This is a genomic window from Vibrio sp. B1Z05 (genome assembly GCF_052955985.1).
Window position 1 is genome coordinate 452,785 of the sequence record NZ_CP130463.1, and the last position, 24,735, is coordinate 477,519.

A 24,735-nucleotide genomic window follows, 5' to 3' on the forward strand; every position below is an offset into this window, starting at 1 on the left:
AATCGCACTCAATATTTTTTATTTAGTAGGAAATTGTATGAAGAGTTTATGTCGAGTTTTTAGCTTACTTATCTGCTCGTTAATTGCATTTAGTGTTAGTGCAGCAAAGTTTGATGAAGCCCAAATTAAAGAGCGATTTGCTAAAATTGGCGTCTCTGTCACCGAAGTGGAATCTCTGGGTATTGATGGTTTAGTGGAAGTGACCACCAATCAAGGTACTTTCTATGCCACGCCAAAAGGCGATTACTTTATTCCGGGCAAGCTGTATTCACTGGATGATGATGGCAATTTTAAAGATGTGACTGCGGCGCGTCTTGGTCCTAAAATTGCAGCTCAATTAGAAAGTCTTAGCGATGAAATGATTGTCTATAAAGCTAAAGATGAGAAGTACGTAGTGACTGTCTTTACTGACACGTCATGCGGCTACTGTTTAAAACTGCATCGCCAAATGGATGAATACAATAAACTAGGTATTACAGTACGTTACCTTGCGTTCCCTCGTTCAGGCCCACAAAGTCAAGTGGCGCAACAAATGGCGAACATTTGGTGTCATGACGACCCTGCTCAAGCCATGAGTGATATGAAGCTACGTGGCAAAAATGCCGAAGTCTCAACGGACAATATCAAGCAGTGCCAATCGATCATTACCAAACATTACCAAGTCGGTAAATCTGTTGGGGTGTCAGGTACTCCTGCGGTGTATACCTCGAAAGGCATTAATGTAGGCGGTTACTTATCGCCAAAAGATTTACTAGCCAGACTGCAATCTCAAAACTAATATGATGTATCGAAGCGCTGTTATTACAGCGCTTTTTTATTACTCCAGAACAATATTGATAGCACATGATCGAAATTAAACGCCGTCCTCTTGCGGATATCTCAAGCCTGCCAACTTCTTTATCTGCATTGATGAGACGCATTTATGCGGCTCGCGGAATTGAATCCATCTCGCAACTAGAGCGAGGCGCAAAGGGTTTGCTAGCCCCACAAAAACTATTTGGTATCGAGTCCGCCGCAGAGCTGTTGTTTACTGCCATTCAAAACAATAAGCGTATTATTGTGGTGGGGGACTTTGATGCCGATGGCGCAACATCTTCGGCGTTATCGGTTATGGCACTGCGCATGCTAGGCTCGAATAACGTTGATTATTTGGTGCCAAACCGTTTTGAAGATGGCTATGGTCTTAGCCCTGAAGTGGTGGAACAAGCGATTGAGATGGGCGTTGATGTGATCATGACGGTCGATAACGGTGTTTCCTCCATTGAAGGGGTACGGTTTGCCAAAGAAAATGGTCTTCAGGTACTGGTGACCGATCACCACTTACCGGGACATGTCTTGCCCAATGCCGACGCTATGGTAAACCCAAATTTAAACGAATGTGGTTTCCCGTCTAAATCATTAGCCGGTGTCGGGGTGGCGTTTTATTTGATGATTGCGCTACGAGCACTGATGCGTAAAAAAGGCTGGTTTGCACAAATGGGCATTGCCGAGCCCAATCTTACCGAATTTCTGGATTTGGTGGCGCTAGGTACGGTGGCTGACGTAGTGGCATTAGATGAGAACAATCGCATATTAGTGCATCAAGGTCTGCAGCGCATTCGCGCCGGACATGGTCGCCCGGGTATACAAGCTTTGATTGAAGTGTCGAAACGAACCCCAGGCCGTTTGGTTGCCTCTGATTTTGGTTTTGCTTTAGGCCCTAGAATCAATGCCGCAGGGCGATTGGATGACATGTCATTTGGGGTTGAGTTGTTAATGAGTAACAACATTCATGCCGCAAGACGCATGGCTACCGAATTAGATGCTCTCAATATTACTCGCCGTGAAATAGAAGATGGCATGAAGCAAGAAGCAATGGCTTTTTGCGAGCGAATTCAGTTTAGTAAAGACCAAGAGATGCCTTATGGCATCACCTTGTTCCAACATGATTGGCACCAAGGGGTGATTGGTATTTTAGCCTCCCGCATTAAAGATCAATTCCATCGTCCTGTGATTGCTTTTGCCGATGGCGGAGATGGCTTAATTAAAGGCTCATGTCGCTCTATTAAAGGGCTGCATATGCGTGATGCACTCGATAAAATCGACGTGCAAAATCCCGGACTTATTTTAAAATTCGGTGGGCACGCCATGGCGGCAGGCTTAACCATTAAAGAGCAAGACTTTAAGCAGTTTAGTGAATTGTTTGATAAAGCCGTACGCGATGAAGTGGGAGAAGATGCCTTAAAAGGTATCGTACTTTCGGATGGTGAATTGACACCAGAAGAGTTTTCTATGCACACCGCAATGGAAATCCGTAATGGTGGTCCATGGGGACAAGCATTTCCTGAGCCTATTTTTGATGGTGAATTTAAAGTTTTACACCAGAAATTGGTCGGTGAAAAACACCTTAAGTTGATGCTTGAGCCACTGCATAAATCGCACGGCACCAACATTATGCTGGATGCGATTGCTTTTAATGTTGACTTGCGCCGCTGGCCGGATCCGGCAACAACCAAAGTACGCATGGCTTATCGCCTTGATATCAATGAGTTTAGAGGCAACCAATCGCTGCAGTTGATGGTGGAGCATATTGATGTTGCTTAATCTAGTGGCTTAAAACTATCCATAATATAATTCACTATCTTTAAAATATTTCTGTATCTTGCTCACATTTTTGAGTAAAATTCCGCGGTTATTTTCTATTCAAAGTATTGGCCAATAATGTTTGAAATCAATCCGATCAAAAACCGCCTACAGGATGTGTCTGAACGCACTAATGTCCTGAGGGGGTACCTTTGACTATGACGCTAAGAAAGAGCGTCTAGAAGAGGTAAATGCAGAACTTGAACAACCGGATGTATGGAACGAACCTGAACGTGCTCAAGCGTTAGGTAAAGAACGTGCATCACTAGAAGCTGTCGTTGAAACCATTGATTTACTAGATCAAGGTGTCGAAGATGTGGATGGCTTGCTAGAGTTAGCGGTTGAAGAAGAAGACCAAGAAACTTTTGATGAAATCGAGCCTGAACTGGCTGAGCTGGAAACTAAACTGAACAAGTTAGAATTCCGCCGCATGTTCTCTGGCGACCACGATGCTTCTGATTGCTACATCGATTTGCAATCAGGCTCTGGTGGTACAGAAGCGCAAGATTGGACTTCAATGATGCTGCGTATGTACTTACGTTGGGCTGAAGCGAAAGGCTTTAAAGTTGAAGTTATCGAAGTGTCTGACGGTGATGTTGCTGGCCTTAAAGGCGCAACAGTGCGCGTTGCGGGCGAATACGCTTATGGTTGGCTGCGTACTGAAACCGGTGTACACCGTTTAGTGCGTAAATCACCATTTGATTCCAGTGGTCGTCGCCATACCTCATTTGCTTCTGCATTTATTTATCCTGAGATTGATGACAACATTAAGATCGATATTAACCCATCTGATCTTCGCATTGACGTATACCGCGCCTCTGGTGCTGGTGGTCAGCACGTTAACACCACTGAGTCTGCGGTACGTATTACGCACGTACCAACCAATATCGTGGTTCAATGTCAGAATGACCGTTCTCAGCATAAAAACAAAGACCAAGCAATGAAGCAGCTACGCGCAAAATTGTTTGAGTTTGAATTGCAAAAACAAAATGCTGAGAAACAAGCAAACGAAGATGCCAAATCCGACATCGGATGGGGCAGCCAAATTCGCTCATACGTACTGGATGATTCTCGTATCAAGGATCTTCGTACTGGTGTAGAAAACAGAAATACGCAAGCCGTTTTAGACGGCGACCTAGACAAATTTATCGAAGCCAGCCTTAAGTCTGGACTGTAATAAGGGTTAAATATGACTGAGCAAGTTCAAATTGATGAAAACAAACTGATTGCAGAGCGCCGCGCGAAACTAGATTCAATCCGCAAGGAGTGCAAGGCAAACGGTCACCCTAACGACTTTCGTCGTGACAGCCTAGCCGGTGACCTTCAAGCACAGTTTGGTGAGAAAACCAAAGAAGAGTTAGAAGAACTGAACCATGTAGTGGCTGTTGCAGGTCGCATCATGGCAAAACGTGGTCCTTTCTTAGTGATCCAAGAAACTTCTGGCCGTATCCAAGGTTACGCAGCTAAAGACGTACAAAAAGCGCTTAAAGCACAGTACCAAGGTCTTGATATCGGCGACATTATCGGTATTAAAGGTGCGTTACATAAATCAGGTAAAGGCGATCTTTACGTGAACATGGAAGAGTACGAATTGCTGACTAAAGCGCTTCGTCCACTACCAGAAAAATTCCACGGCCTAACTGACCAAGAGATGCGTTACCGTCAACGTTACGTTGATTTGATCGTAAACGAAGATTCTCGCCATGCGTTTATTATTCGCTCTAAGCTAGTGTCTGCTATTCGTAACTTTATGAGTGGTAAAGGCTACCTAGAAGTCGAAACGCCAATGATGCACGTGATTCCTGGCGGCGCAACCGCACGTCCATTTATCACTCACCACAACGCACTTGATATCGACATGTACCTACGTGTTGCACCAGAGCTTTACTTGAAGCGTTTGGTTGTGGGTGGCTTTGACCGTGTATTTGAGATCAACCGTAACTTCCGTAACGAAGGTCTTTCTCCACGTCACAACCCTGAATTCACTATGATGGAATTCTACCAAGCTTACTCTGACTACAAAGATCTAATGGATCTGACTGAAGAGATGCTAAGCACAGTAGCGGTTGAAGTTCTTGGTTCAACAGCAATGCCTTACGGCGATGAAACGGTTGAGTTTGGTGGCAAATACGCGCGTATGAGCATGTTTGAAGCGATTAAACAATACAACCCAGATCATGCTGAAATTCAAGCAATGACCGAAGAAGACATTCAAGACCGTGACAAGATGGTGGCGATTGCTAAATCGGTTCACGTTCAAGTAGAAACGTTCTGGACTTGTGGTCAACTTCTTGAAGAGATCTTTGGTGAAACGGCTGAGCCTCAACTGATTCAACCTACCTTCATCACAGGTTACCCAGCGGATATTTCTCCACTGGCACGCCGTAGTGACAGCAACCCATTCTTCACTGACCGTTTTGAGTTCTTTATCGGTGGTCGTGAAGTGGCAAATGGTTTCTCTGAGCTTAATGATGCAGAAGACCAAGATGCGCGCTTTAAAGCGCAAGTTGATGCAAAAGATGCGGGTGATGATGAAGCAATGTACTACGATGCAGACTACATTACTGCACTAGAGCATGGTCTACCACCAACAGCAGGCCAAGGTATTGGTATCGATCGTCTAGCGATGCTATTTACTAACACGCACACTATTCGTGACGTGATTCTATTCCCTGCAATGCGCCCACAACAATAACCGCTGTTGCAGTAGCGCGTTAACATAACAACGATGAAGCCACATCATTACTGATGTGGCTTTTTTTATGTGCCTACTTCAACCGGTTCCACTTCTTCTTGCAGTTCTAATAAGTTAATGGCAATCGTCACAAAGTCACTGTCAGTGATAATGCCTACCAGTTTTCCATTTTCCACTACTGGCAAACAGCCTACTTTGCGTTTTTGGATCATTAAGGCGCTTTCTTTTAGACCCGCATAAGGGCTGACCGTAATGACGTTTTTCGACATTGCTTGGTTAAGGGGCGTATGCAGAGTGTAGTTATTGCTTTCTGCGCCAGCTTGCAAGTTTGAGTCTTGAGCGGCGAGTATGTCTCTGTGTGTGACAAGGCCGAGTAACTTGTCATCCACATCAACCACAGGTACGTGTCTAACTTCGTGTTCGGTCATGAGCTTTTGTGCATCGGCAAGGGTGTTGGAACGCAACAGTGTATAGGGGTTGCGAGTCATAAGATCGACAATTTTTATCATAATGATCTCCTAGCAAGTTCCGAAGTAATACATCTGATTTAACTATAGTAATCAGGGCGTATTTTTACTTTGATTTACTCCTAACATTTGAGCAAATTCGTTGCTTTTCTTTACCGAGCTTAATTAATTCTCTTGTTACACAGCCTTGAATTACGGGTGTTTTTTGTGATCTTGATCGCAACTAACAATTGTTTGCTGAGGATAACTACTTTTTTGTAACAGCCTATTCCATTTTTAAACGGGGTAGTGACGATTTTGTCAGCTAGTTGCAGATGTTTAAAAATGGAATTAATGATGAATAAATGGATTTTATCGACCATAGGCTTATCAATGGTCACCGGAGCCCAAGCGGTTACATTGGGTGATGATGTGTTCGATGCTGAGTATCGAGTCACCATTCGCTCCAGTCATATGGCGGAATTTCCGTTATGTAGCGGTACTTTGATTCGTGATCAATGGATTTTAACCGCAGCGCACTGTGTGGTATTTCCCGGTGAAGATGGTACAAATGCGGGTGATTACTATGTCGCTCGACCCGGAGAGCTCACCATTACGCATAGCGCGGCTAATTTAGAGTCTGATATTAGTGATGACATCACCAACTTTGTGGATGTATCGCATGTGGTGGTGCACAGTGATTATCAAAGGCTAAGTAGTGTCGAAGTAACCAATGGTGATGTTGAACAAATCAATACTGAGCTCTCTAACGATATTGCTTTGTTGAGGATCAAATATCCGTTACCCGATATTACCCCTGCAACCTTAGCCAGTCCTGACGTGATGGCTGCACTTGAACTTGAGTTAATTTCTCAGTGGCCAACAGAAAGTAATGTGGCGAAGCCAGAAAATGTGCAAGTGCACGGCTGGGGCAGTACCGATGTGTATGACCCTTGGGGAGATACCGTAGAGCTGCAACTGCAAACCACATCCCAAGCGTTTTATCCCATTGATGAGTGTTTTACTCGTCTTGAAGAGGGCAAAGATGCCCCTGATTTTATTTCTTCAGCGATAGACCCAACTAAAATCTGTACCAATCCAACTAAGCTTGAAAAATATGATGAGAACGGCAGTGTATATGGCAACTCAGCCTGTATCGGTGACTCCGGCGGTGCGTTACTGTCTAGTTTAGATGGCACTGAGTATCAGATTGGTATTGTCAGTGGCACGCCGTTAATTTTGCCAGTTTGTGGCTCGGTGACTATCCCAAGTTTCCATACCAAAGTGTCTTACTTTTATGATTGGATTAATCAAGTAGTGGACAGTGAAGAGCTGCCATCAGATACAGTGACTCCGCCTAATTTCATTCAAAACGCTCAATCTTCTGAGGATGACGAAGCCTTACCTGAAGAGGGAGGCTGTGATGAAAGCGAAACGGTATTTGTAGATTGTGGTGGTTCGGATTCCGATTCAGGCAGTGTGCACTATATCTGGTTATTGTTGCTATCAGCGGTCGCCTTTAGAAGACATTTCCAACGACGTTAGATTTACCATTTTGCCCTCTATTACTCGCAAATGGCGTGCAATAGAGGGCTTTAATCAACGACTTCTTTATCTTTCCTTGATCTTGTCTGGTGGCAATCTATACTAGCGCCCTGCAAAATATTTAGCCTAGGATCGTTATTCGCCATGCAAGTTTCTGATTTTCATTTTGACCTACCCGATGAATTGATCGCACGTTATCCGACGCCGGATCGTACTTCGAGCCGTTTACTGCAACTGACGGGTAATAGCGGTGAGGTTCAGGATAAACACTTCACTGATATTTTAGATCTTGTTAACGAAGGAGACTTGTTGGTATTCAATAATACCCGAGTGATTCCTGCTCGTGTCTTTGGTCGTAAAGCCAGTGGCGGCAAGATTGAAGTGTTGGTTGAGCGAATGGTCGATGAACACACTGTTTTAGCGCATGTGCGTGCCTCTAAGTCTCCTAAGCCGGGGACTGAGTTGTTGCTTGGCGACAAAGATCAATACTCAGCAGTGATGGTGGCAAGACACGATGCGCTGTTTGAGATTCGTTTTACTTCAGACAAAGCCGTATTGCAGATCCTAGAAGAAGTCGGCCACATGCCACTGCCTCCTTACATTGATCGCCCTGATGAAGATTCCGATCAAGAGCGTTATCAAACTGTGTATAACGCTAAGCCAGGCGCAGTAGCCGCCCCTACGGCTGGGCTGCATTTTGATGATGAAATCTTAGCTAAAATTAAAGCTAAAGGCGCAAAACTTGCATTCGTTACTTTGCATGTTGGCGCAGGCACATTCCAACCCGTCCGCGTTGACAACATTCTTGAACATCACATGCATGCCGAATATGTTGAAGTGACTCAAGAGGTGGTAGATGCCATCAACGAAACTAAAGCGCAAGGTGGTCGAGTCATTGCTGTGGGCACAACTTCTGTTCGCTCACTAGAAAGTGCGGCGCAAGACGCTGTGAAAAAGGGCACAGAACTTAAGCCTTTCTTTGGCGATACCGATATCTTTATCTATCCGGGTTATCAATTTCAGTTAATCGATTGCCTGCTAACTAATTTCCACTTACCTGAATCAACTTTGATCATGTTGGTCAGTGCGTTCGCTGGATATGATAATGTTATGCAAGCCTACCAACATGCGGTTGAGCACAACTATCGTTTCTTTAGTTATGGTGATGCGATGTTTGTGACTCGTTTAGGATTATAAACGAAGATTTGTCGGTAAAGTCCGGCAAGTAAAAAAGCAAAGTTAGATACCGTTCTCGTTTGCTGTGAACGGTTCGATACAATTCATTTTATGAGCGGTGATAGGGTTAAGAGACTTATTGAATAAGGCTTAATCGCTAATGGCCGCTCTTTTTTGGGACAAGGTAAAAGTAAGCGTGTTGTCCTAAACTAACCGTCAGATTGTTTCTCTGGCATATTGGAGTAATTTGTGAAATTTCAACTAAAGAAAACGGACGGCAAAGCTCGTCGTGGTCAATTGGAGTTTGAACGCGGTTCGGTTCAAACCCCAGCATTTATGCCTGTAGGTACTTACGGTACTGTTAAAGGCATGACTCCGGAAGAAGTAAAAGGAACAGGCGCAGAAATCCTGTTGGGTAATACCTTTCACTTGTGGCTAAGACCGGGTCAAGAAGTCATGAAACTGCATGGCGACCTACACGACTTTATGAACTGGCAAGGTCCTATTCTTACTGACTCAGGCGGTTTTCAGGTATTTAGCTTAGGCGACTTACGTAAAATCACTGAAAAAGGTGTGCATTTTCGCAACCCAGTGAATGGCGACAAAATCTTTATGGATGCTGAAAAGTCTATGGAGATCCAAAAAGATCTCGGCTCTGACATCGTAATGATTTTTGACGAATGTACGCCATATCCTGCGACTCATAACGAAGCGAAAAAATCGATGGAAATGTCACTACGCTGGGCACAACGCTCTCGTGACCATTTCAACAAACTAGAAAACCCAAATGCGCTATTTGGTATTGTGCAAGGTGGCGTGTACGAAGATTTACGTGATGTATCCGTTGAAGGTCTGACTAAAATTGACTTTGACGGTTACGCGGTTGGCGGCCTAGCAGTCGGTGAACCTAAAGAAGATATGCACCGCATTCTTGAGCATACTTGCCCACAATTGCCAACAGATAAGCCACGTTACCTAATGGGCGTGGGTAAACCAGAAGACCTAGTAGAAGGTGTTCGTCGTGGTATTGATATGTTCGATTGCGTAATGCCTACTCGAAATGCCCGTAATGGCCACCTATTTGTGACCGGCGGTGTGATCAAGATCCGAAACGCGAAACATAAAATAGATACAACACCTCTAGATCCTGAGTGTGACTGTTACACTTGTCGCAACTATTCTAAATCGTATTTGCATCATCTAGATCGTTGTAATGAAATCTTAGGCGCTCGCCTAAATACCATTCATAACCTTCGTTACTATCAACGTTTAATGGAAAGCATTCGCAAGGCCATTGATGAAGATAGATTCGACGCTTTCGTAGAAGAGTTTTACGCTCGTCGTGATAGAGACGTGCCGCCGATGCTAAAAGCTGACGCACAATAATAAATAATTACAAAAGTCATGTAATAATACAAATTACAACGACCAACATGCGGCTTTGTCGTTCAACCCTTGAAAAAGGGACGATGAGGCCACATTTAGTGTTATAACTTAAATTAACGAATATTTTTAAAGAGGATTTTTAATGAGTTTATTTATTTCTCAAGCTCACGCAGCGACTGAAGGTGCTGCTCAAGGCGGTGGTTTCGAAATGCTGATCATGCTTGGTATGTTTGCAGTTATTTTCTACTTCATGATTTACCGTCCACAGTCTAAGCGTGCAAAAGAGCATAAAAACCTCCTTGCTTCTATGAGTAAAGGCGACGAAGTTCTTACTAGTGGTGGTTTAGTAGGTAAGATCTCTTCTGTTTCAGAAGATAACGATTTTATCTCTATCGAACTAAATGCTAACAATGTAGTTGTTATCAAGAAAGACTTCGTTACTGCAGTGTTGCCTAAAGGTACGCTGAAATCTCTTTAAAAACAGCTAGAGGATCCTCGCTGTGTTAAACCGTTATCCGTTATGGAAGTACTTGATGGTCTTAATGGCCATTCTAGTAGCGGCACTGTATGCCCTTCCGAATCTTTACGGTGAAGATCCAGCCATACAAATCACAGGAGCACGTGGTGCTTCTGTTGATATGGCAACCATGGATACTATCACCAATGCTCTTGATAAAGAGAATCTATCTCACAAGTCTGTTTCGTTAGAAAATGGCTCAATTCTAGTTCGCTTTAATGACACTGACACCCAAATTGGTGCTCGTGATGTTATTTCTGAAGCACTAGGTTCAGATGCAATTGTTGCACTTAACCTTGCCGCTTCAACTCCTGGCTGGTTAGAAAGTATTGGCGCTGCGCCGATGAAGCTTGGTCTTGACTTGCGCGGTGGTGTGCACTTCTTAATGGAAGTGGACATGGACTCTGCAATGAACAAGCTTATCTCACAGCAGGAAGAAGCCTTCCGTAGTGAGCTACGTGAAGAGAAAATTCGTTACCGCGCTATTCATGCAGGTAAAGACTCTGTAGAAATTACACTGCGTAATGCTGAGCAACTGTCTCAAGCAGAAAGCCTTCTAAAATCAAAACACCCTGATATGTTGTTTGTTGATTCAGACAGCAATGGTCGTTTTGTAGTAAGTGCTACTTTCACTGATGCCCGTCTTACTGAAATTCGCAACTACGCCGTTGAGCAAAATATTACGATTTTGCGTAACCGTGTAAACGAACTGGGTGTTGCTGAACCTTTGGTTCAACGTCAAGGTGCAAGCCGCATCGTGGTTGAATTGCCAGGTGTTCAAGACACAGCTCGCGCTAAAGAAATTTTAGGTGCTACTGCAACTCTAGAATTCCGTGAAGTTGATATGCAGGCTGATTTGTCTGCTGCGGCAAACGGTCGTGTTCCTGCGGGCAGTGAAGTTAAGTTTGATCGTGATGGTCGCCCTGCGGTACTGAAAAAACGCGTTATTCTTGGCGGTTCAAGCATCACTGATGCAAGTTCTAGTGCCGATGAATATGGTCGTCCTCAGGTTAACATCTCGCTAGATAGCGAAGGTGGTAGCAAGATGGCTGCTTTCTCTCGCCAAAACATTGGCAAGCTGATGGCAACCGTATTTGCTGAGTACAAAGACAGCGGTAAGCGTACTCCAGAAGGCAAAGTGATTCTTGATAAACACGAAGAAGTGATCAACCAAGCGACCATTCAGTCTGCACTAGGTCGTAGCTTCCGTATTACCGGTATTGACTCTGCTGCTGAAGCTCATAACTTAGCCTTGCTACTTCGTGCTGGTGCCTTGATTGCGCCAATCTCGATTGTAGAAGAACGTACAATTGGTCCATCAATGGGTCAACAGAACATCGATAAAGGTGTTCAAGCTTGTATGTGGGGCATGTTAGCGGTAATGCTATTTACTTTGGTTTACTACCGTAAATTTGGTTTTATTGCCAACATGGCACTAATGGCAAACCTTGTGTTGATCATTGGTATTATGTCGATGATTCCAGGTGCGACAATGACGCTGCCGGGTATTGCCGGTATTGTATTGACCGTTGGTATGGCCGTTGATGCGAACGTACTGATCTTTGAGCGTATACGTGAAGAGCTAAGAGAAGGACGCAGTCCTCAACAAGCGATTCACCAAGGTTACGCCAATGCCTTTAGTACGATTGCGGATGCTAACATCACAACTCTATTAACAGCGATTATTTTGTTTGCTGTGGGTACAGGTGCGATTAAAGGCTTTGCTGTAACACTGTCTATCGGTATTTTAACTTCAATGTTTACTGCGATTATTGGTACACGTTGTGTAGTTAACCTGCTGTATGGCGGTAAACGTGTTACTAAACTGTCGATCTAATTGAAGGTATTTCCATGTTTCAAATATTGAAAAGTGAAGGAACGATCGACTTTATGCGCTGGTCAAAAGGCGCGGTTGTTTTTTCATTACTAATGATTGCAGCTTCAATCTACACCATTTCAACTAACTGGTTGAACTGGGGTCTAGATTTTACCGGCGGTACGCTGATTGAAGTGGGTTTTGAGAACCCTGCCAACCTAGAAGAAATTCGTACTTCATTGAGCGATAGAGGTTTTGGCGATGCAACGGTACAGAACTTTGGTTCTGCCCGTGATGTTATGGTTCGTCTACGTCCTCATGAAGGTCTACAAGGTGAAAAACTAGGCCTACAAATCATCCAAGCATTGGAAGAAGGGACTGGTGAATCTGTAGAGATGCGTCGTGTTGAGTTTGTTGGTCCTAACGTTGGGGATGAACTTGCAGAGGCAGGTGGTCTAGCGATCATCGTATCTCTGATTTGTATCTTGTTGTATGTTTCTATGCGTTTTGAATGGCGTCTAGCAGCGGGTGCGGTACTGGCACTTGCGCACGATGTTATCATTACCATCGGCATCTTCTCTATCATGCAAATCGAGGTAGACTTGACTATCGTAGCGGCATTGCTAACGGTTGTCGGTTACTCGCTCAACGATACCATCGTTGTATTTGACCGGATTCGTGAAAACTTCCGTCGAGTACGTAAAGGTGGCGCAGTTGAGATTATCAATGGCGCGATCACTCAAACTTTGAGCCGTACCTTGATTACTTCTGGTACAACTTTATTCGTAGTTATTGCCCTATTTACTAAGGGTGGTGCAAATATCCACGGCTTCGCAACTGCCTTGCTATTGGGTATCACAGTAGGTACATATTCATCTATCTACGTAGCATCAAACTTAGCATTGAAACTGGGTGTATCTCGTGAGCACTTGATGCCACCTAAAGTTGAGAAGGAAGGCGCAGAATTTGACGAAATGCCTTAAGCCTTTGTCTTATTTCTAGTAGTCTTTTTAAACGGCCAACGATGTGTTGGCCGTTTTTGTTTTTGACTTAAAGTTGTAAGGAAACACTATGTCAGTAATTACAAAAGACAGTGCAGTCACCATGCATTTCGCAATCAAACTTGAAGATGGTTCGGTAGCAGACAGTACCTATCAAATGGGCAAACCAGCAAAACTGGTGATTGGTGACGGTAGCTTGAGTGACAGCTTTGAAGCTTGTTTACTCGGGCTAAAAGCCGGAGACAAAAATAGCGTAGAGCTGAAAGCGATAGATGCCTTTGGTCTGCCCAATCCAGATAATATTCATCATATGGATCGCGCTAAATTTGTCGGTGAAGCTCAAGTTGAAGTGGGCACTATTATGGCATTTAACGGGCCTGATGGCGTCGAAATACCCGGTATTATTACCGAGATTGCAGGGGATTCAGTTACTGTTGACTTCAATCATCCCTTAGCTGGGCGTGATGTTACCTTTGATGTTGAAATAGTTTCAATTGACTGATCTTAAATCGTTTTCTCGAATTTACGGCTTATCTTATTAATAACCATGCATTATTTATGGTCATTACTGTCTTGAGCTTTCGTCAATAATGTCGGTACAATGAGCGCGATTTGAGGTTGCTCATTGACTGAGTAACAAGGCCTTCACTAATGAAAGATATGACAATGGAAATTCTATTAGCTAACCCGCGTGGTTTTTGTGCCGGTGTTGACCGAGCTATCAGCATCGTTGAACGAGCGCTTGAGATGTACCAGCCTCCTATCTATGTTCGACATGAAGTTGTGCATAACCGTTTTGTGGTTGAAGGGCTGAAAGCTCGTGGCGCAATTTTTGTTGAAGAACTGAATGAAGTGCCTGATGACAACATTGTTATCTTTTCCGCGCACGGCGTATCACAAGCGGTGCGTAAAGAAGCCAAGCAGCGTGATTTGACCGTATTTGATGCGACTTGTCCATTGGTGACCAAAGTGCATATGGAAGTGGCTCGTGCAAGCCGCAGACATATCGAAGTTGTATTGATAGGGCATACAGGTCATCCTGAAGTTGAAGGCACTATGGGGCAGTATGCAAGCAGCGAAGGCGGCATGTATTTGGTTGAGAAAGCTGAAGACGTTGACGCATTGCTACCTATCATCAAAGACCCATCAAATTTGCATTATGTGAGCCAAACTACTTTGTCGGTGGATGAAACCGCGGATGTAATCGACCGTCTGCGTCAGGTTTTCCCGAGCATCCAAGGCCCACGTAAAGACGATATTTGCTACGCCACTCAGAACCGCCAAGATGCGGTGCGAACTATGGCAAATGAAGTGGACGTAATGATAGTGGTTGGTTCTAAAAACTCATCTAACTCAACACGATTAAAAGAGTTGGCCGAGAAGTTAGGCACTCCTGCATACTTAACCGATTGTCCAGAAGATCTGAATGCTGATTGGTTTAAGAGCAAGAATAAGGTTGGCATGACCGCTGGCGCATCCGCTCCAGAAGAGTTGGTAAACACTATCTTAGAAAAAATAAAAACCTTGTCTGATTGTAATCAAGTTACTGAACTCTCTGGTCGTGAAGAGAATATGTTCTTTGAAGTGCCAAAAGAGCTGCAGGTTAAAAATCTATAATTTTTATGCTTTACAGTATAAAAAAACGGGCTGCCAATGTATTGGCAGCCCGTTTTTTAGTGGGGGATTCTAAGCAATATGTTATGCGTGTTTAGTTTCCACTTTAGGTTTTTCTTCATCTAGCAAATCGTTTTCACCTTTGCCTTTTGAAATTTTAATGACAGTTGCTGTGATACCTAGCATCGCGATAACACCGATGATGGTAGAGATTTGCATATCTAAACCAAAGCCCAGTTTTGAGTTATTTAGGATGAAAGTAATACAAACCGTAGTCATAAACATCGCTGGAATAGTAGTGATCCAGTGGAATTTGTTGTAACGAAGTAGGTAAGCAGAAGCTGTCCAAAGCATCATTACTGCAGTGGTTTGGTTAGCAAAACCGAAGTAGCGCCAAATCACACCGAAGTCTACTTGAGTTAAGATACCGCCGACAATAAATAGTGGTACAGCCATCAATAAACGGTTACGCATAGTACGTTGTTCTAGATTAAAGTACTCAGCTAAGATCAAACGGCTTGAACGGAATGCGGTATCACCAGAGGTAATTGGCAGAATAACCACACCAAGGAATGCAAGCACACCACCAAAGACACCAAGTAGACCAAATGATGCGTCATAAACCACTTTACCCGGACCGCCGTTAGCCACTACGTCAGATAAAGAGTCAACAGAACCAAAGAATGACAAGGCTAAAGCACACCAGATAAGCGCGATAATACCTTCACCAATCATTGCTCCATAAAATACGAAGCGACCGTTTTTCTCATTTTCAATACAACGAGCCATCAAAGGTGATTGTGTAGCATGGAAACCAGAGATAGCACCACAAGCGATGGTAATAAATAGAGCCGGCCATAGAGGTAAGTCATGTGGGTTCATGTTAGAGAACATATCGCTGACTTGGAAGTTACCCAAAACAGAATAGTCACTTGAAACTGCCACTGCGCCAATTAAGCCCACAGACATGAAGATTAGCAGTGCGCCAAATAGAGGGTAGAAACGACCAATGATTTTATCGACAGGTACGATAGTCGCAATGATGTAGTAAATGAAGATGATAACAACCATAGTTGTCATGCTGACATCTAAACTTGTTTTGTCATTGATTAGGTTAGTGATCATGCCAGCTGGAGCTGAAACAAATACCACACCAACTAGAAGCAATAGGACAATGGCAAAAATGTTCATAAAGTGCTTGGCGCCAGTGCCTAGGTAACGTCCCGTCAATGTTGGTACAGATGCGCCGCCGTTACGTACCGATAGCATTCCTGAGAAGTAATCGTGAACAGCACCTGCAAATACACAACCCAATACAATCCACAGCATAGCCGCAGGACCGTATAGAGCACCCATGATAGGACCAAAGATTGGACCCACACCAGCGATATTTAAAAGCTGTACTAAGTACACTTTTTTCGTTGGCATCGGAACAAAGTCCACGCCATCCGGTTTAGTTATTGCTGGGGTTTGACGATTTTCATTAATACCAAAAATTTTTTCAACTATGGAACCATAGATGAAGTAGCCAGCAACCAGTGCCACTACGCAGGTAAGAAACCACATCATATCTGTATTCTCTTCTATTAAAGGATAATTTATTAAATTTTCTATTTACATAATATTAAATCCTTTTAGCAACAACATTAGGTACGCCGGTCAGTGGTCGAATAGCAAGTTAAGTGGTGAAATACCCAGTTGAATGGTTTGCTGTTTTTTAGGGTTTTCGAAAATGTGATCTAGGTGTGCTAAGCTCATAAAAAACAATATGTTAAGTAGGTCACAATGCAAAGATTTAAGTGGGCTCTGCCTTTGATTATTCCGTTGTTATTTGCCTGTGCTAGTGGTGATGAGGCATTAGTGGCGAAAGGGGATTGGAAAGGTGTGGGATATTCCGATGGTATCAAAGGGAAAACCCAGCGCTCGTACACAGCACTGAGTGAATTGGGTGCTGCTAATATGGGCGCCTATGAAGAGGGATATAGCTTAGGTGTTAAAGAATATTGTAACCCTAACTTTGCCTATCAGATTGGTTTGTCAGGTCAGTATTATGAAGGTGTTTGTGAAGGCACCGAAGATGCGCAGATGTTTCGCATGGAATGGCAACGCGGTTGGGATGAGCAAAAGTAATGTTTTGCTATATAATACCAATCGCACTAAATAACTGGTCATTCTAGCTTGTTAAAATACTCGATAACGGTGTTAGAATTTTTGATTGTAGAATAACTACTTATCAAAAAATCCTACCTTGTTCTCGAGCATTTTTCCTGCGCTATTTCTGATCACTTACTTAGTGTGATTGGTATAACAAATATAAAGTGACTAATAAAAACGGGCAGTTCAAAGAACTGCCCGTTTGCTATCACTTAAAATACAGCTTCTGATTTAGAAGGTGTTAAAGCCAAAGTATTCTACTTGGATACTATTTGCATTACCCCAAGTTAACTTAGGATTACCTAAGTCACTCTTACTGTTTGCATGACATTCGCTATCACCACATAGTGCAGTTAGGTCTTTGTTGTAACCCATGATGAACTGAATGTAGTAAGGGATGTTATTGGGTTTAAGCATAGTTTCATTCACTGGGTCATGAGCATAACCCCAAGTGTGGCTAAATTCATGCGCAACCAATGGTACTTGACCAAAACCAGCATGCAGTAATGTATCTTCTTCAACGGTCATAACTACTTTTTGTTGCGAGCCTTTCGCCGCTGCCATACCGTAGTCAAAACCAGATTTGCTGCCTGATAGCACTACTTTCAGTTTGTGATTTTCAGTGGTTGCTAGAGAATCTGCTTTTAATTGCGCGTAGTTGCCCGGCATTGAAGTGTTAAATGGACCTGGCTGACCTTGCGTCGCTTTATCAAGCATTGCCATGTTATTCCCATTATCAAACTCAGTAGCAAACTCAGGTGTGTTGTATAAGAACATCACTTCACCAAAGATGCGTGTAAAGCGTGCTTTTAGCTCTGGTGTCCAGTTAGCTTGAACATACCCTGGAGTATTGTTTGTCGCAGGAGAAACAAATTCAAATTCAGCAGGGTTCGTGCCGTGGAAGATAAGATCTGTGTCTGCTTTAGCTAGCATGGTTTGAATGTTAGCGGCAATTTTAGGATCTTTGCTGGCTTTCTCAACCACCAGTTTTGCATCTTGTTCATCTAGGTAGAATTTAGCTTCTAGCTGAGATTTTAGATCCGTTGCGGTAACGGTTTTCGTTGTAGCTGCGCCATTGGTCGCGGTTTGCGGAATTGGCGGAATAGCCGATACAGAAGCGTTGATATCGCCAGTGTAATAGTCTTGTAGGTTCTCACGAATGGTTTTCTTAGTACCATTGTCAGAGGTAATCTTAGTATCAAGGTGAGCATTCAGATAGTGAATTTGAACGGCCAATTCATTCCAGTCGTAAGTACCGCCATTTAAGTTTTTGGTGTACGGGAAGTCTGCACCTAATGTAAATACAGAAGTGCCTTTAGCGCTGCTTAGCTCTTGCATGAAATCTTTAACAGAGTTCAGTGTTTCATTGTATTCAGGCCAACCCATAGCGTGTTGAATTGAAGACAGTTCAGCTTGCAATGCAAACGGAATAAGACCTGCAGTAGAACCAGGGAATGCTTTTGCAATATCAGCATGTTGCTCTTGTTCTGCTTTTTCTAAGATATCTTGAGTAGCTTGTGGATCTTTTGCGTAGGCGGATGCCATAGCCGCGTCTAGGCCTGCAATTAACATTAAATCTTGCTTACGAGCAGTCTCTTCTTTATTTAGAGATAGGCTGGCTAGCTCACCATCTTCAGGAGCTTTGACTGATGTTGCTTCGTGATGTTTAGAATCATGACAGCCACTAAGTGCAATAGCACTTGCCACTAATGTTGCCAAAGCCAGTTTTGATGTATTGAATTGCATAGAACCTCTTCAATTTGCTAATTAAATGGCGTCTATTTCAATAATTAAAGTGAGTGCAGCAATGTGCGCTTTTTAATATGAAAAGTCATTCGCCATTGGTATTTGCTTGTTGTGTTGAAGTCTATTTTTGTGAACTAGATCAAGCAATAATTAAAATTGAGAAGTTATTTTTCTTCGCGAATTTACATAATATTAATCTATCCTGACATTAGCGGAACATAGCAGGATAGTTAATCATGTATTCTTTATGGTTCTTTTAGCCGTTATTTAGCGAATAAAGCCTTTTTGTTTGTTCAGTAGTGCTTCAGCTTGCGCTTTCTCTTGCCCTGTCAGTTGCATCATAATAGCTAGCTTTACATTCATTTGCGCTTCTTTTAATACTTCTTCAGCACGACTCTCACTGCATTCCGTTGCCTGCATGACTATGCGAATAGCTCTAGCAACCAACTTTTTATTGGTGGGTTTTACATCCACCATTAGGTTTTGATAAGCCTTGCCGATTTTGACCATGCTGGCAGTGGAGAGCATATTGAGCACCAACTTCTGCGCCGTTCCAGCTTTTAAGCGGGTAGAACCGGTTAATATTTCAGGGCCAACAATCGGTGAGATGGCAATTTGTGCATTTGCTGCGATTTCCGAGTCAGGATTACATGAAACCGATACGCTGGTGGCGTGTATCGCATTGGCATACTGTAAACAGCCGATGACATACGGCGTACGGCCACTTGCCGCAATTCCGACCACCACATCTTGCGCGGTTAGGTTTAGCTCAGTTAAATCTTGCTCTCCTAAAGTGAAGCTATCTTCGGCGCCTTCTTGAGCTTCAAACATCGCTTCTTTGCCACCGGCAATGACCCCGACAACCATTTCTTTATCTACGCTAAAGGTAGGAGGGCATTCAGAAGCATCCAATACGCCAAGTCGCCCACTGGTGCCGGCACCCACATAAATTAAGCGCCCACCTTGGGCAAAGGCTTGGCAAATGGCGTCTACCGCTTTGGCTATTTGAGGCAGTTCTTTTTGTATTGCTACCGGCACTTCAGCATCGGCTTGATTCATTTTTTCGATGATTTCAAGGGTTGTGAGAGTATCCAAATCCATGGTATTCGGATTTCGATTTTCTGAAACCAATTTAGCAAGAGTATCGATTAATGTGCTTTGTGACATGCTGATGCCTATTCTGCGTGGTAGATGATGCCCAGTGACGTTGCTTTGCTTGCCCCTGTGACTTTAGGTAAATTGCTTGGCAGGTTGTGGATACGTCGATAGGCGAGCCATGCAAAAGCCAAAGCTTCCATGTAGTCGCCACTAATACCTTGTGAGTCAGTCGTATTCACTTGCCAGTTAGGTAGCAGGGCTTGTAATCGCTCAAGCAGTGCCTGATTGTGCGCCCCTCCACCACAGACTAATAATTGATCTTGGTGTGAGCTTTGATATAAGTGACACTGTTGGGCAATAGATCGCGCGGTAAATTCCAATAAGCTTGCTTGTATATCTGCTGCGGGTATTGAGTTATCGATTTGCTCGAGTATCTGCTCAAGCCAAGCCAAATTATAATGTTCTCTACCTGTGCTTTTAGGTGGCGCCGCCATTAGATATGGATCTTGCATAAATAGCGCCAGTAGAGCGCTATTTATGTGCCCGCTTTTTGCAAATTGACCATTATGATCAAAAGGCAAATCACAGTTCTTTTTCACCCAAGTATCCATCAACATATTGCCCGGACCGGTATCATAGCCAAGCACTTCACCATTTGCTTGAAGCACGGAAATATTGGCTATTCCTCCAATATTGAGCACTATTTTGCAACAGTTAGAAGCCGGGAACAGTGTTTGATGATAAGCGGGAACCAGTGGCGCACCTTGACCACCAAGTGCCATATCTTTGCGTCTAAAATCGGCAACAGTCGTGATTCCCGTTTTTACTGCGATAAGATTGGCATCGCCGATTTGAGTGGTGAACGGAGTATCACCGGTTGGCTGATGGTAGACCGTTTGCCCATGACAACCTATGGCTTTGATATCCTTGGCTTGAAGATTTAAATGGGCTAAGAAAGCGTTACTGGCTTCGGCATACAGAGTGGCAAATTGATGATCGAGTTCACCGAGCGTTTGCAAAGTAGTGAGTTGTCCCTGACACACTTGCAGGGTTTGTTGTTTAAGTTCATCAGGTAAGGGATATTCAAACGTTTCGAGACAGTGAGTCACCCCTTGCTCAAAGTGGGCTAGGGCAAGATCGACACCATCTAAGCTCGTCCCCGACATAATGCCAATATAGAGTTCTTTTTTGTCCATATTTGAGATGTTTGATCCGTTCTTTGATTGTCAAAATACAATAAACTGAATACTCTGTGAAAGCCACATTAGATATGAGAATAAGGATGAAAAATGGGTCCGTTATGGCTAGATGTTAAAAGCTATGAAATTGATGCCGAAGAAAGAGAAATCCTACAACACCCTACGGTAGGGGGGGTCATTCTATTTACTAGAAACTACCACGATAATCAACAATTGCAGGCACTTACCGATTCAATTCGTGCGGCTGCAAAGCGTCCTATTTTGATTGGTGTTGACCAAGAAGGTGGGAGAGTTCAGCGATTCAAAGAAGGGTTTACGCGTATCCCTGCAGCGCAATCGTTTGCTTCTAAAGCGAACGGTGATGAGTTAGCAAAACAAGCGGGATGGTTGATGGCAGCCGAGGTCATGGCTCACGGAATTGATCTTAGTTTTGCCCCTGTACTCGATCAGGGTCATCAATGCTTGGCAATAGGCTCTAGAGCATTTGGTGAAGATAAAGCCACGATACTTAAGCACAGCTCAGCTTTTATGTTGGGTATGAAGCAAGCGGGTATGGCAACTACAGGGAAGCACTTCCCTGGACATGGCGGTGTGATTGCAGATTCTCACAAAGAGACGCCAATTGATGGAAGAAGCACTATCTTTGATACCGACATGGCTATATTCCGTGCTCAGATTGAAGCGGGTCTTTTAGACGCCATGATGCCTGCGCATGTGGTGTATCCAGAATACGATGATAAGCCTGCCAGTGGATCTCAATATTGGCTGAAAAAGGTATTGCGTGAACAGTTGGCTTTCAAAGGCTTGGTATTTTCCGATGATTTAAACATGGAAGGTGCTGGGATTATGGGCGGGCCAGTAGAGAAAGCGATGCAAAGCTTAAGAGCGGGGTGTGACATGGTATTAATGTGTAATAACCGCAATAGTGCCGTTGAAATTATCGATACATTGCCGATTACACAAGTACTAAATGCGACTCAACTGGTTAAGAAAAATTCATTTAGTTTAGATGAGTTGCATTCGAGTAGAGAGTGGAAAGAGGCAACGGAAGCATTAGCCAAAGCCGAGCTTCTCCTTTAATACTTTTAAATATCGGCGGCTAACAGGAGCGTGATAGCCGCTAATGGTAATAATCTCAGCTAAGCCTTGTTCTAAGAGTTTAATTTCCCTGATGGCTCTTGGGCTAACGAGATATTGACGATGACAGCGCATAAGAGGGGTTTTCTCTTCTAGCACTTTTAGCGTCAATTGGCTGTTAGTGGTGTGTTCAGTTGTTTGAATGTTCACACCGCTAAAGTCACTATAGGCTACTTCAATATTGTCTGTGGGTACCAACATAATACGGTTGTGCCCACAACAAGGTACCTGATCAAGAGAGCAAGGAGTGATATTGGAGTAATCCATTGGCGCTTGCTTGTTTTTGAATCGCTTGTTAAGACGACAAATCGTTTTATTGAGCCTTGCGGGATCGATGGGTTTTAATAGGTAGTCAAAGGCATTCTCTTCAAATGCTTTTAGTGCGTATTGATCATAAGCCGTCACAAACACCACCGCCGGCATCGTCTCGGGATCCAGCATGCTAAGCAATTCTATCCCTGATATTTGTGGCATGTGGATGTCTAAAAAGACGATATCAGGTTTAAGCGTATTGATTTTTTGTAGCCCTTGAATCGCATTTCCCGCCTGACCAATCACTTCGATCTGCTGAGTTTGCTCGATAAGTTCGATGAGATCTTCTCTAGCAAATAGTTCATCATCAATTACAAGGGCTTTAAGCATGGTCGTTCTCATTATAGTTCGGAATTATAAAGCTCATCCGCGTGTAATTTTGCGGATCGCATTCAATTTCCAGTTGATACTGCTCGCCAAAATAATTGGTGAGTCGTTTACCAGCAATATGCATTCCTAGACCAGTTTGATCTTTGCTATCAGGCTTGTAACGACCCGCATTATCTTCCACTGTAATTTTATAACCTTTGCTATCTTCACTGCTATAGATGCGGACAACGCCACCATCTAAAAGATTCGATACGCCATGCTTGATGGCATTTTCAACTAAGGGTTGTAGGGTAAAGCTGGGGACCATTTGTTCTAGTAGGTGCTCTGCAATATCGATATCAACTTCTAAGCGATCAACAAAACGCGATTTTTCAATCGTAAGGTAAGAATTTACGTGTGCGAGTTCTTCTCGGAGAGTAACAAATTCAGTATTTCGCTTCAGATTGCCACGGAAAAACTGTGACAGATGTTGGATTAACTCACGTGCTTTGTCAGGATTGCGACGAGTAATTGCACTGATGGTATTCAATGCATTGAATAGAAAGTGAGGGTTCACTTGTGCATGCAGTAATTTTATCTCAGCTTGAGATAACAGCATTTTTTTCTGTTGATATTCACTATAAAGGATCTGACTAGACAGTAATTCAGCGATACCTTTCGCCATCGTGGTATTGATGGAAGAAAACAGTTTTACGCGCGGTTCATACAGTTTGATGGTGCCAATCACCTTATCGGCGGCAATCAAAGGAATAACTAACGCTGAGCCCAATTTGCAATCTGTAGACAGCGAGCATTGATAAGGCGTTTTTCTGCCATCAAGATAGATGATGCGTTGTTCTTTGATTGAAGTAAGGGTGTATTCAGAGGAAATAGGCGTATTTGGCTTATGATGATCCGATCCCATACCTTCAAAAGCGAGTATCTTTTCTTTGTCTGTTATCGCCACCGCACCAACTTTGGTTTCATCTTGAATGATGTACGCAATTTTTTGCGCACTCACGGCATTGAGTCCTTCAGATAACACACCGACACAGCGCTCGGCAATATTTAAAGCTCGTCGCGAATAGCTAGAGGAGTATTTTTCTAAAATGGCTCGTCTATCTTGCAAAATACTAATAAAGAAAGCCGCGCCTAAGGAGTTCGCCAGAATCATAGGTATCGCGATGGACTCCACTAAAGCCACTGCTTGCGAAGTGGGGGTCGCAACCAAAATAATAATGACCATCTGCGTAATTTCAGCGACTAGGGTGACATTAAAGATGATGGTGGCGTTAAATAGACGGTCACTCTTGCCTCGGCGCAACATATACATACGCACGATTCCGCCAATTAACCCTTCGGTAGTGGTAGAGATGGCGCAAGCAAGGTCGGTAAATCCGCCCATCGAATAACGATGTAACCCCCCGGTTAAACCAACCGCCAAGCCGACAATAGGGCCGCCAAATATTCCACCAAGCACCGCACCAATGGCTCGTGTATTGGCTATCGCATCGCCAATTTGTAATCCAAAGTAGGTGCCAAGAATACAAAATAGGGAAAACATGACATAACAAATGAGTTTATGGCTAAACCTTTCCGAAATATTGAGCAGAGGGATAACCAGAGGTGTTTTACTCAAGGTATAGGCAACCATAAGGTAAACGCACATCTGTTGTAATAAAGAGAGGATAAGTTCCATAGCGGGAGTTATGTCAAAGTATTAATGGGCTAAGTTTATACTGAATTTTATTTAATAATTTGATTACGGTTGTGAAAACTAGCTTTAGGGTCGTTGCTAAGCAGCATACTTAGTTTTTAAAATAGAGACACTCGCATAGTGGTGTAAAATTAAGTTTACATTAAGTGTAATAAATAACGTACAAAAATCTTGCTTTAATCTTATCTTCGGGTATTGTTGAAACATATCTTAAAAATTACGTACAAAATTATTTACGGTGACAC

21 protein-coding genes are annotated in these 24,735 nt (G+C 43.4%); 14 read left to right on the forward strand and 7 right to left on the reverse strand.

Annotated elements, in window-relative coordinates; genetic code table 11:
- Positions 1-37: 37 nt before the first annotated feature.
- From dsbC to lysS, 4 genes are all read left to right on the forward strand, one after another.
- Positions 38-778 (forward strand): bifunctional protein-disulfide isomerase/oxidoreductase DsbC, encoded by a 741-nt coding sequence (gene dsbC / locus QV280_RS02165; RefSeq protein WP_023404513.1) that lies wholly within the window; start codon positions 38-40, stop codon positions 776-778.
- 65 nt (positions 779-843) lie between these two features.
- Entirely contained in the window at positions 844-2,583 is a 1,740-nt protein-coding gene (gene recJ / locus QV280_RS02170) for a single-stranded-DNA-specific exonuclease RecJ (protein ID WP_152821275.1), read from the forward strand.
- Positions 2,584-2,700: 117 nt separating this feature from the next.
- Positions 2,701-3,799, forward strand: a protein-coding gene (gene prfB / locus QV280_RS02175; RefSeq protein ID WP_119006043.1) for a peptide chain release factor 2 whose coding sequence is annotated in 2 segments (ribosomal slippage) — positions 2,701-2,775 and positions 2,777-3,799 — 1,098 coding nt in all. Because the reading frame shifts where the segments join, the coding sequence is not laid out codon by codon here.
- 12 nt (positions 3,800-3,811) lie between these two features.
- Entirely contained in the window at positions 3,812-5,317 is a 1,506-nt protein-coding gene (lysS, locus tag QV280_RS02180) for a lysine--tRNA ligase (protein ID WP_021714426.1), read from the forward strand.
- A gap of 65 nt (positions 5,318-5,382) precedes the next feature.
- Here the strand turns inward: lysS and QV280_RS02185 are convergent, their stop codons facing one another.
- Entirely contained in the window at positions 5,383-5,826 is a 444-nt protein-coding gene (locus QV280_RS02185; RefSeq protein WP_152821273.1) for a CBS domain-containing protein, read from the reverse strand.
- 291 nt (positions 5,827-6,117) lie between these two features.
- Here QV280_RS02185 and QV280_RS02190 point away from each other — a divergent pair, with 291 nt between their 5' ends.
- The 8 genes from QV280_RS02190 (at position 6,118) to ispH (ending at position 14,821) form a co-directional block, all read left to right on the forward strand.
- Positions 6,118-7,308: a S1 family peptidase gene (locus QV280_RS02190; RefSeq protein ID WP_447026258.1), complete on the forward strand. Its 1,191-nt coding sequence runs from the start codon at positions 6,118-6,120 to the stop codon at positions 7,306-7,308.
- A gap of 144 nt (positions 7,309-7,452) precedes the next feature.
- Positions 7,453-8,505 (forward strand): tRNA preQ1(34) S-adenosylmethionine ribosyltransferase-isomerase QueA, encoded by a 1,053-nt coding sequence (gene queA / locus QV280_RS02195; RefSeq protein WP_152821269.1) that lies wholly within the window; start codon positions 7,453-7,455, stop codon positions 8,503-8,505.
- 228 nt (positions 8,506-8,733) lie between these two features.
- Entirely contained in the window at positions 8,734-9,870 is a 1,137-nt protein-coding gene (gene tgt, locus QV280_RS02200) for a tRNA guanosine(34) transglycosylase Tgt (RefSeq protein ID WP_367869596.1), read from the forward strand.
- Between the two features lie 142 nt (positions 9,871-10,012).
- Positions 10,013-10,348, forward strand: a complete 336-nt coding sequence (gene yajC, locus QV280_RS02205; protein ID WP_023404521.1) for a preprotein translocase subunit YajC — start codon at positions 10,013-10,015, stop codon at positions 10,346-10,348.
- 22 nt (positions 10,349-10,370) lie between these two features.
- Complete coding sequence (gene secD / locus QV280_RS02210) at positions 10,371-12,224, forward strand: protein translocase subunit SecD (protein ID WP_367869595.1); 1,854 nt, start codon at positions 10,371-10,373, stop codon at positions 12,222-12,224.
- Positions 12,225-12,238: 14 nt separating this feature from the next.
- Positions 12,239-13,186 (forward strand): protein translocase subunit SecF, encoded by a 948-nt coding sequence (gene secF / locus QV280_RS02215; protein ID WP_152821266.1) that lies wholly within the window; start codon positions 12,239-12,241, stop codon positions 13,184-13,186.
- Positions 13,187-13,274: 88 nt separating this feature from the next.
- On the forward strand, positions 13,275-13,706 hold the full coding sequence (fkpB, locus tag QV280_RS02220; RefSeq protein ID WP_023404524.1) for an FKBP-type peptidyl-prolyl cis-trans isomerase: 432 nt from the start codon (positions 13,275-13,277) through the stop codon (positions 13,704-13,706).
- Between the two features lie 164 nt (positions 13,707-13,870).
- Entirely contained in the window at positions 13,871-14,821 is a 951-nt protein-coding gene (gene ispH / locus QV280_RS02225) for a 4-hydroxy-3-methylbut-2-enyl diphosphate reductase (RefSeq protein ID WP_039970769.1), read from the forward strand.
- Positions 14,822-14,902: 81 nt separating this feature from the next.
- Here ispH and QV280_RS02230 read toward each other — a convergent pair whose 3' ends face one another.
- Positions 14,903-16,387, reverse strand: a complete 1,485-nt coding sequence (locus QV280_RS02230) for a carbon starvation CstA family protein (RefSeq protein WP_023404526.1) — start codon at positions 16,385-16,387, stop codon at positions 14,903-14,905.
- A gap of 216 nt (positions 16,388-16,603) precedes the next feature.
- On the opposite strand from QV280_RS02230, the gene QV280_RS02235 reads away from it, so the two are divergent.
- The gene (locus QV280_RS02235) at positions 16,604-16,948 is read left to right on the forward strand and encodes a DUF2799 domain-containing protein (RefSeq protein ID WP_023404527.1); all 345 of its coding nucleotides are present in this window, start codon (positions 16,604-16,606) and stop codon (positions 16,946-16,948) included.
- A 255-nt stretch (positions 16,949-17,203) separates the two neighbouring features.
- Here QV280_RS02235 and QV280_RS02240 read toward each other — a convergent pair whose 3' ends face one another.
- From QV280_RS02240 to QV280_RS02250, 3 genes are all read right to left on the reverse strand, one after another.
- A complete protein-coding gene (locus tag QV280_RS02240; protein WP_152821264.1) occupies positions 17,204-18,718 on the reverse strand; it encodes a hypothetical protein in 1,515 nt (504 codons plus the stop codon).
- A gap of 267 nt (positions 18,719-18,985) precedes the next feature.
- Complete coding sequence (gene murQ / locus QV280_RS02245) at positions 18,986-19,885, reverse strand: N-acetylmuramic acid 6-phosphate etherase (RefSeq protein ID WP_152821263.1); 900 nt, start codon at positions 19,883-19,885, stop codon at positions 18,986-18,988.
- 8 nt (positions 19,886-19,893) lie between these two features.
- A complete protein-coding gene (locus QV280_RS02250; RefSeq protein ID WP_152821261.1) occupies positions 19,894-21,012 on the reverse strand; it encodes an anhydro-N-acetylmuramic acid kinase in 1,119 nt (372 codons plus the stop codon).
- 93 nt (positions 21,013-21,105) lie between these two features.
- On the opposite strand from QV280_RS02250, the gene nagZ reads away from it, so the two are divergent.
- Positions 21,106-22,095 (forward strand): beta-N-acetylhexosaminidase, encoded by a 990-nt coding sequence (gene nagZ / locus QV280_RS02255; protein WP_152821259.1) that lies wholly within the window; start codon positions 21,106-21,108, stop codon positions 22,093-22,095.
- Here nagZ and btsR read toward each other — a convergent pair.
- Together btsR and QV280_RS02265 are read right to left on the reverse strand one after the other, a co-directional pair.
- Positions 22,069-22,794, reverse strand: a complete 726-nt coding sequence (gene btsR, locus QV280_RS02260) for a two-component system response regulator BtsR (protein ID WP_152821257.1) — start codon at positions 22,792-22,794, stop codon at positions 22,069-22,071. The two genes, nagZ and btsR, sit on opposite strands and share 27 nt — an antisense overlap.
- On the reverse strand, positions 22,787-24,472 hold the full coding sequence (locus QV280_RS02265) for a sensor histidine kinase (RefSeq protein WP_172972821.1): 1,686 nt from the start codon (positions 24,470-24,472) through the stop codon (positions 22,787-22,789). Before QV280_RS02265 ends, btsR begins: the two co-directional genes overlap by 8 nt.
- Positions 24,473-24,735 lie beyond the last annotated feature (263 nt).

Excerpts from the sequence above, each read along its gene's own strand:
- dsbC (WP_023404513.1), top strand. The coding sequence starts at position 38 with ATGAAGAGTTTATGTCGAGTTTTTAGCTTACTTATCTGCTCGTTAATT.
- recJ (WP_152821275.1), top strand. The coding sequence starts at position 844 with ATGATCGAAATTAAACGCCGTCCTCTTGCGGATATCTCAAGCCTGCCA.
- lysS (WP_021714426.1), top strand. The coding sequence starts at position 3,812 with ATGACTGAGCAAGTTCAAATTGATGAAAACAAACTGATTGCAGAGCGC.
- QV280_RS02185 (WP_152821273.1), bottom strand. The coding sequence starts at position 5,826 with ATGATAAAAATTGTCGATCTTATGACTCGCAACCCCTATACACTGTTG.
- QV280_RS02190 (WP_447026258.1), top strand. The coding sequence starts at position 6,118 with ATGATGAATAAATGGATTTTATCGACCATAGGCTTATCAATGGTCACC.
- queA (WP_152821269.1), top strand. The coding sequence starts at position 7,453 with ATGCAAGTTTCTGATTTTCATTTTGACCTACCCGATGAATTGATCGCA.
- yajC (WP_023404521.1), top strand. The coding sequence starts at position 10,013 with ATGAGTTTATTTATTTCTCAAGCTCACGCAGCGACTGAAGGTGCTGCT.
- secF (WP_152821266.1), top strand. The coding sequence starts at position 12,239 with ATGTTTCAAATATTGAAAAGTGAAGGAACGATCGACTTTATGCGCTGG.
- fkpB (WP_023404524.1), top strand. The coding sequence starts at position 13,275 with ATGTCAGTAATTACAAAAGACAGTGCAGTCACCATGCATTTCGCAATC.
- ispH (WP_039970769.1), top strand. The coding sequence starts at position 13,871 with ATGGAAATTCTATTAGCTAACCCGCGTGGTTTTTGTGCCGGTGTTGAC.
- QV280_RS02230 (WP_023404526.1), bottom strand. The coding sequence starts at position 16,387 with ATGATGTGGTTTCTTACCTGCGTAGTGGCACTGGTTGCTGGCTACTTC.
- QV280_RS02235 (WP_023404527.1), top strand. The coding sequence starts at position 16,604 with ATGCAAAGATTTAAGTGGGCTCTGCCTTTGATTATTCCGTTGTTATTT.
- QV280_RS02240 (WP_152821264.1), bottom strand. The coding sequence starts at position 18,718 with ATGCAATTCAATACATCAAAACTGGCTTTGGCAACATTAGTGGCAAGT.
- murQ (WP_152821263.1), bottom strand. The coding sequence starts at position 19,885 with ATGTCACAAAGCACATTAATCGATACTCTTGCTAAATTGGTTTCAGAA.
- QV280_RS02250 (WP_152821261.1), bottom strand. The coding sequence starts at position 21,012 with ATGGACAAAAAAGAACTCTATATTGGCATTATGTCGGGGACGAGCTTA.
- nagZ (WP_152821259.1), top strand. The coding sequence starts at position 21,106 with ATGGGTCCGTTATGGCTAGATGTTAAAAGCTATGAAATTGATGCCGAA.
- btsR (WP_152821257.1), bottom strand. The coding sequence starts at position 22,794 with ATGCTTAAAGCCCTTGTAATTGATGATGAACTATTTGCTAGAGAAGAT.
- QV280_RS02265 (WP_172972821.1), bottom strand. The coding sequence starts at position 24,472 with ATGGAACTTATCCTCTCTTTATTACAACAGATGTGCGTTTACCTTATG.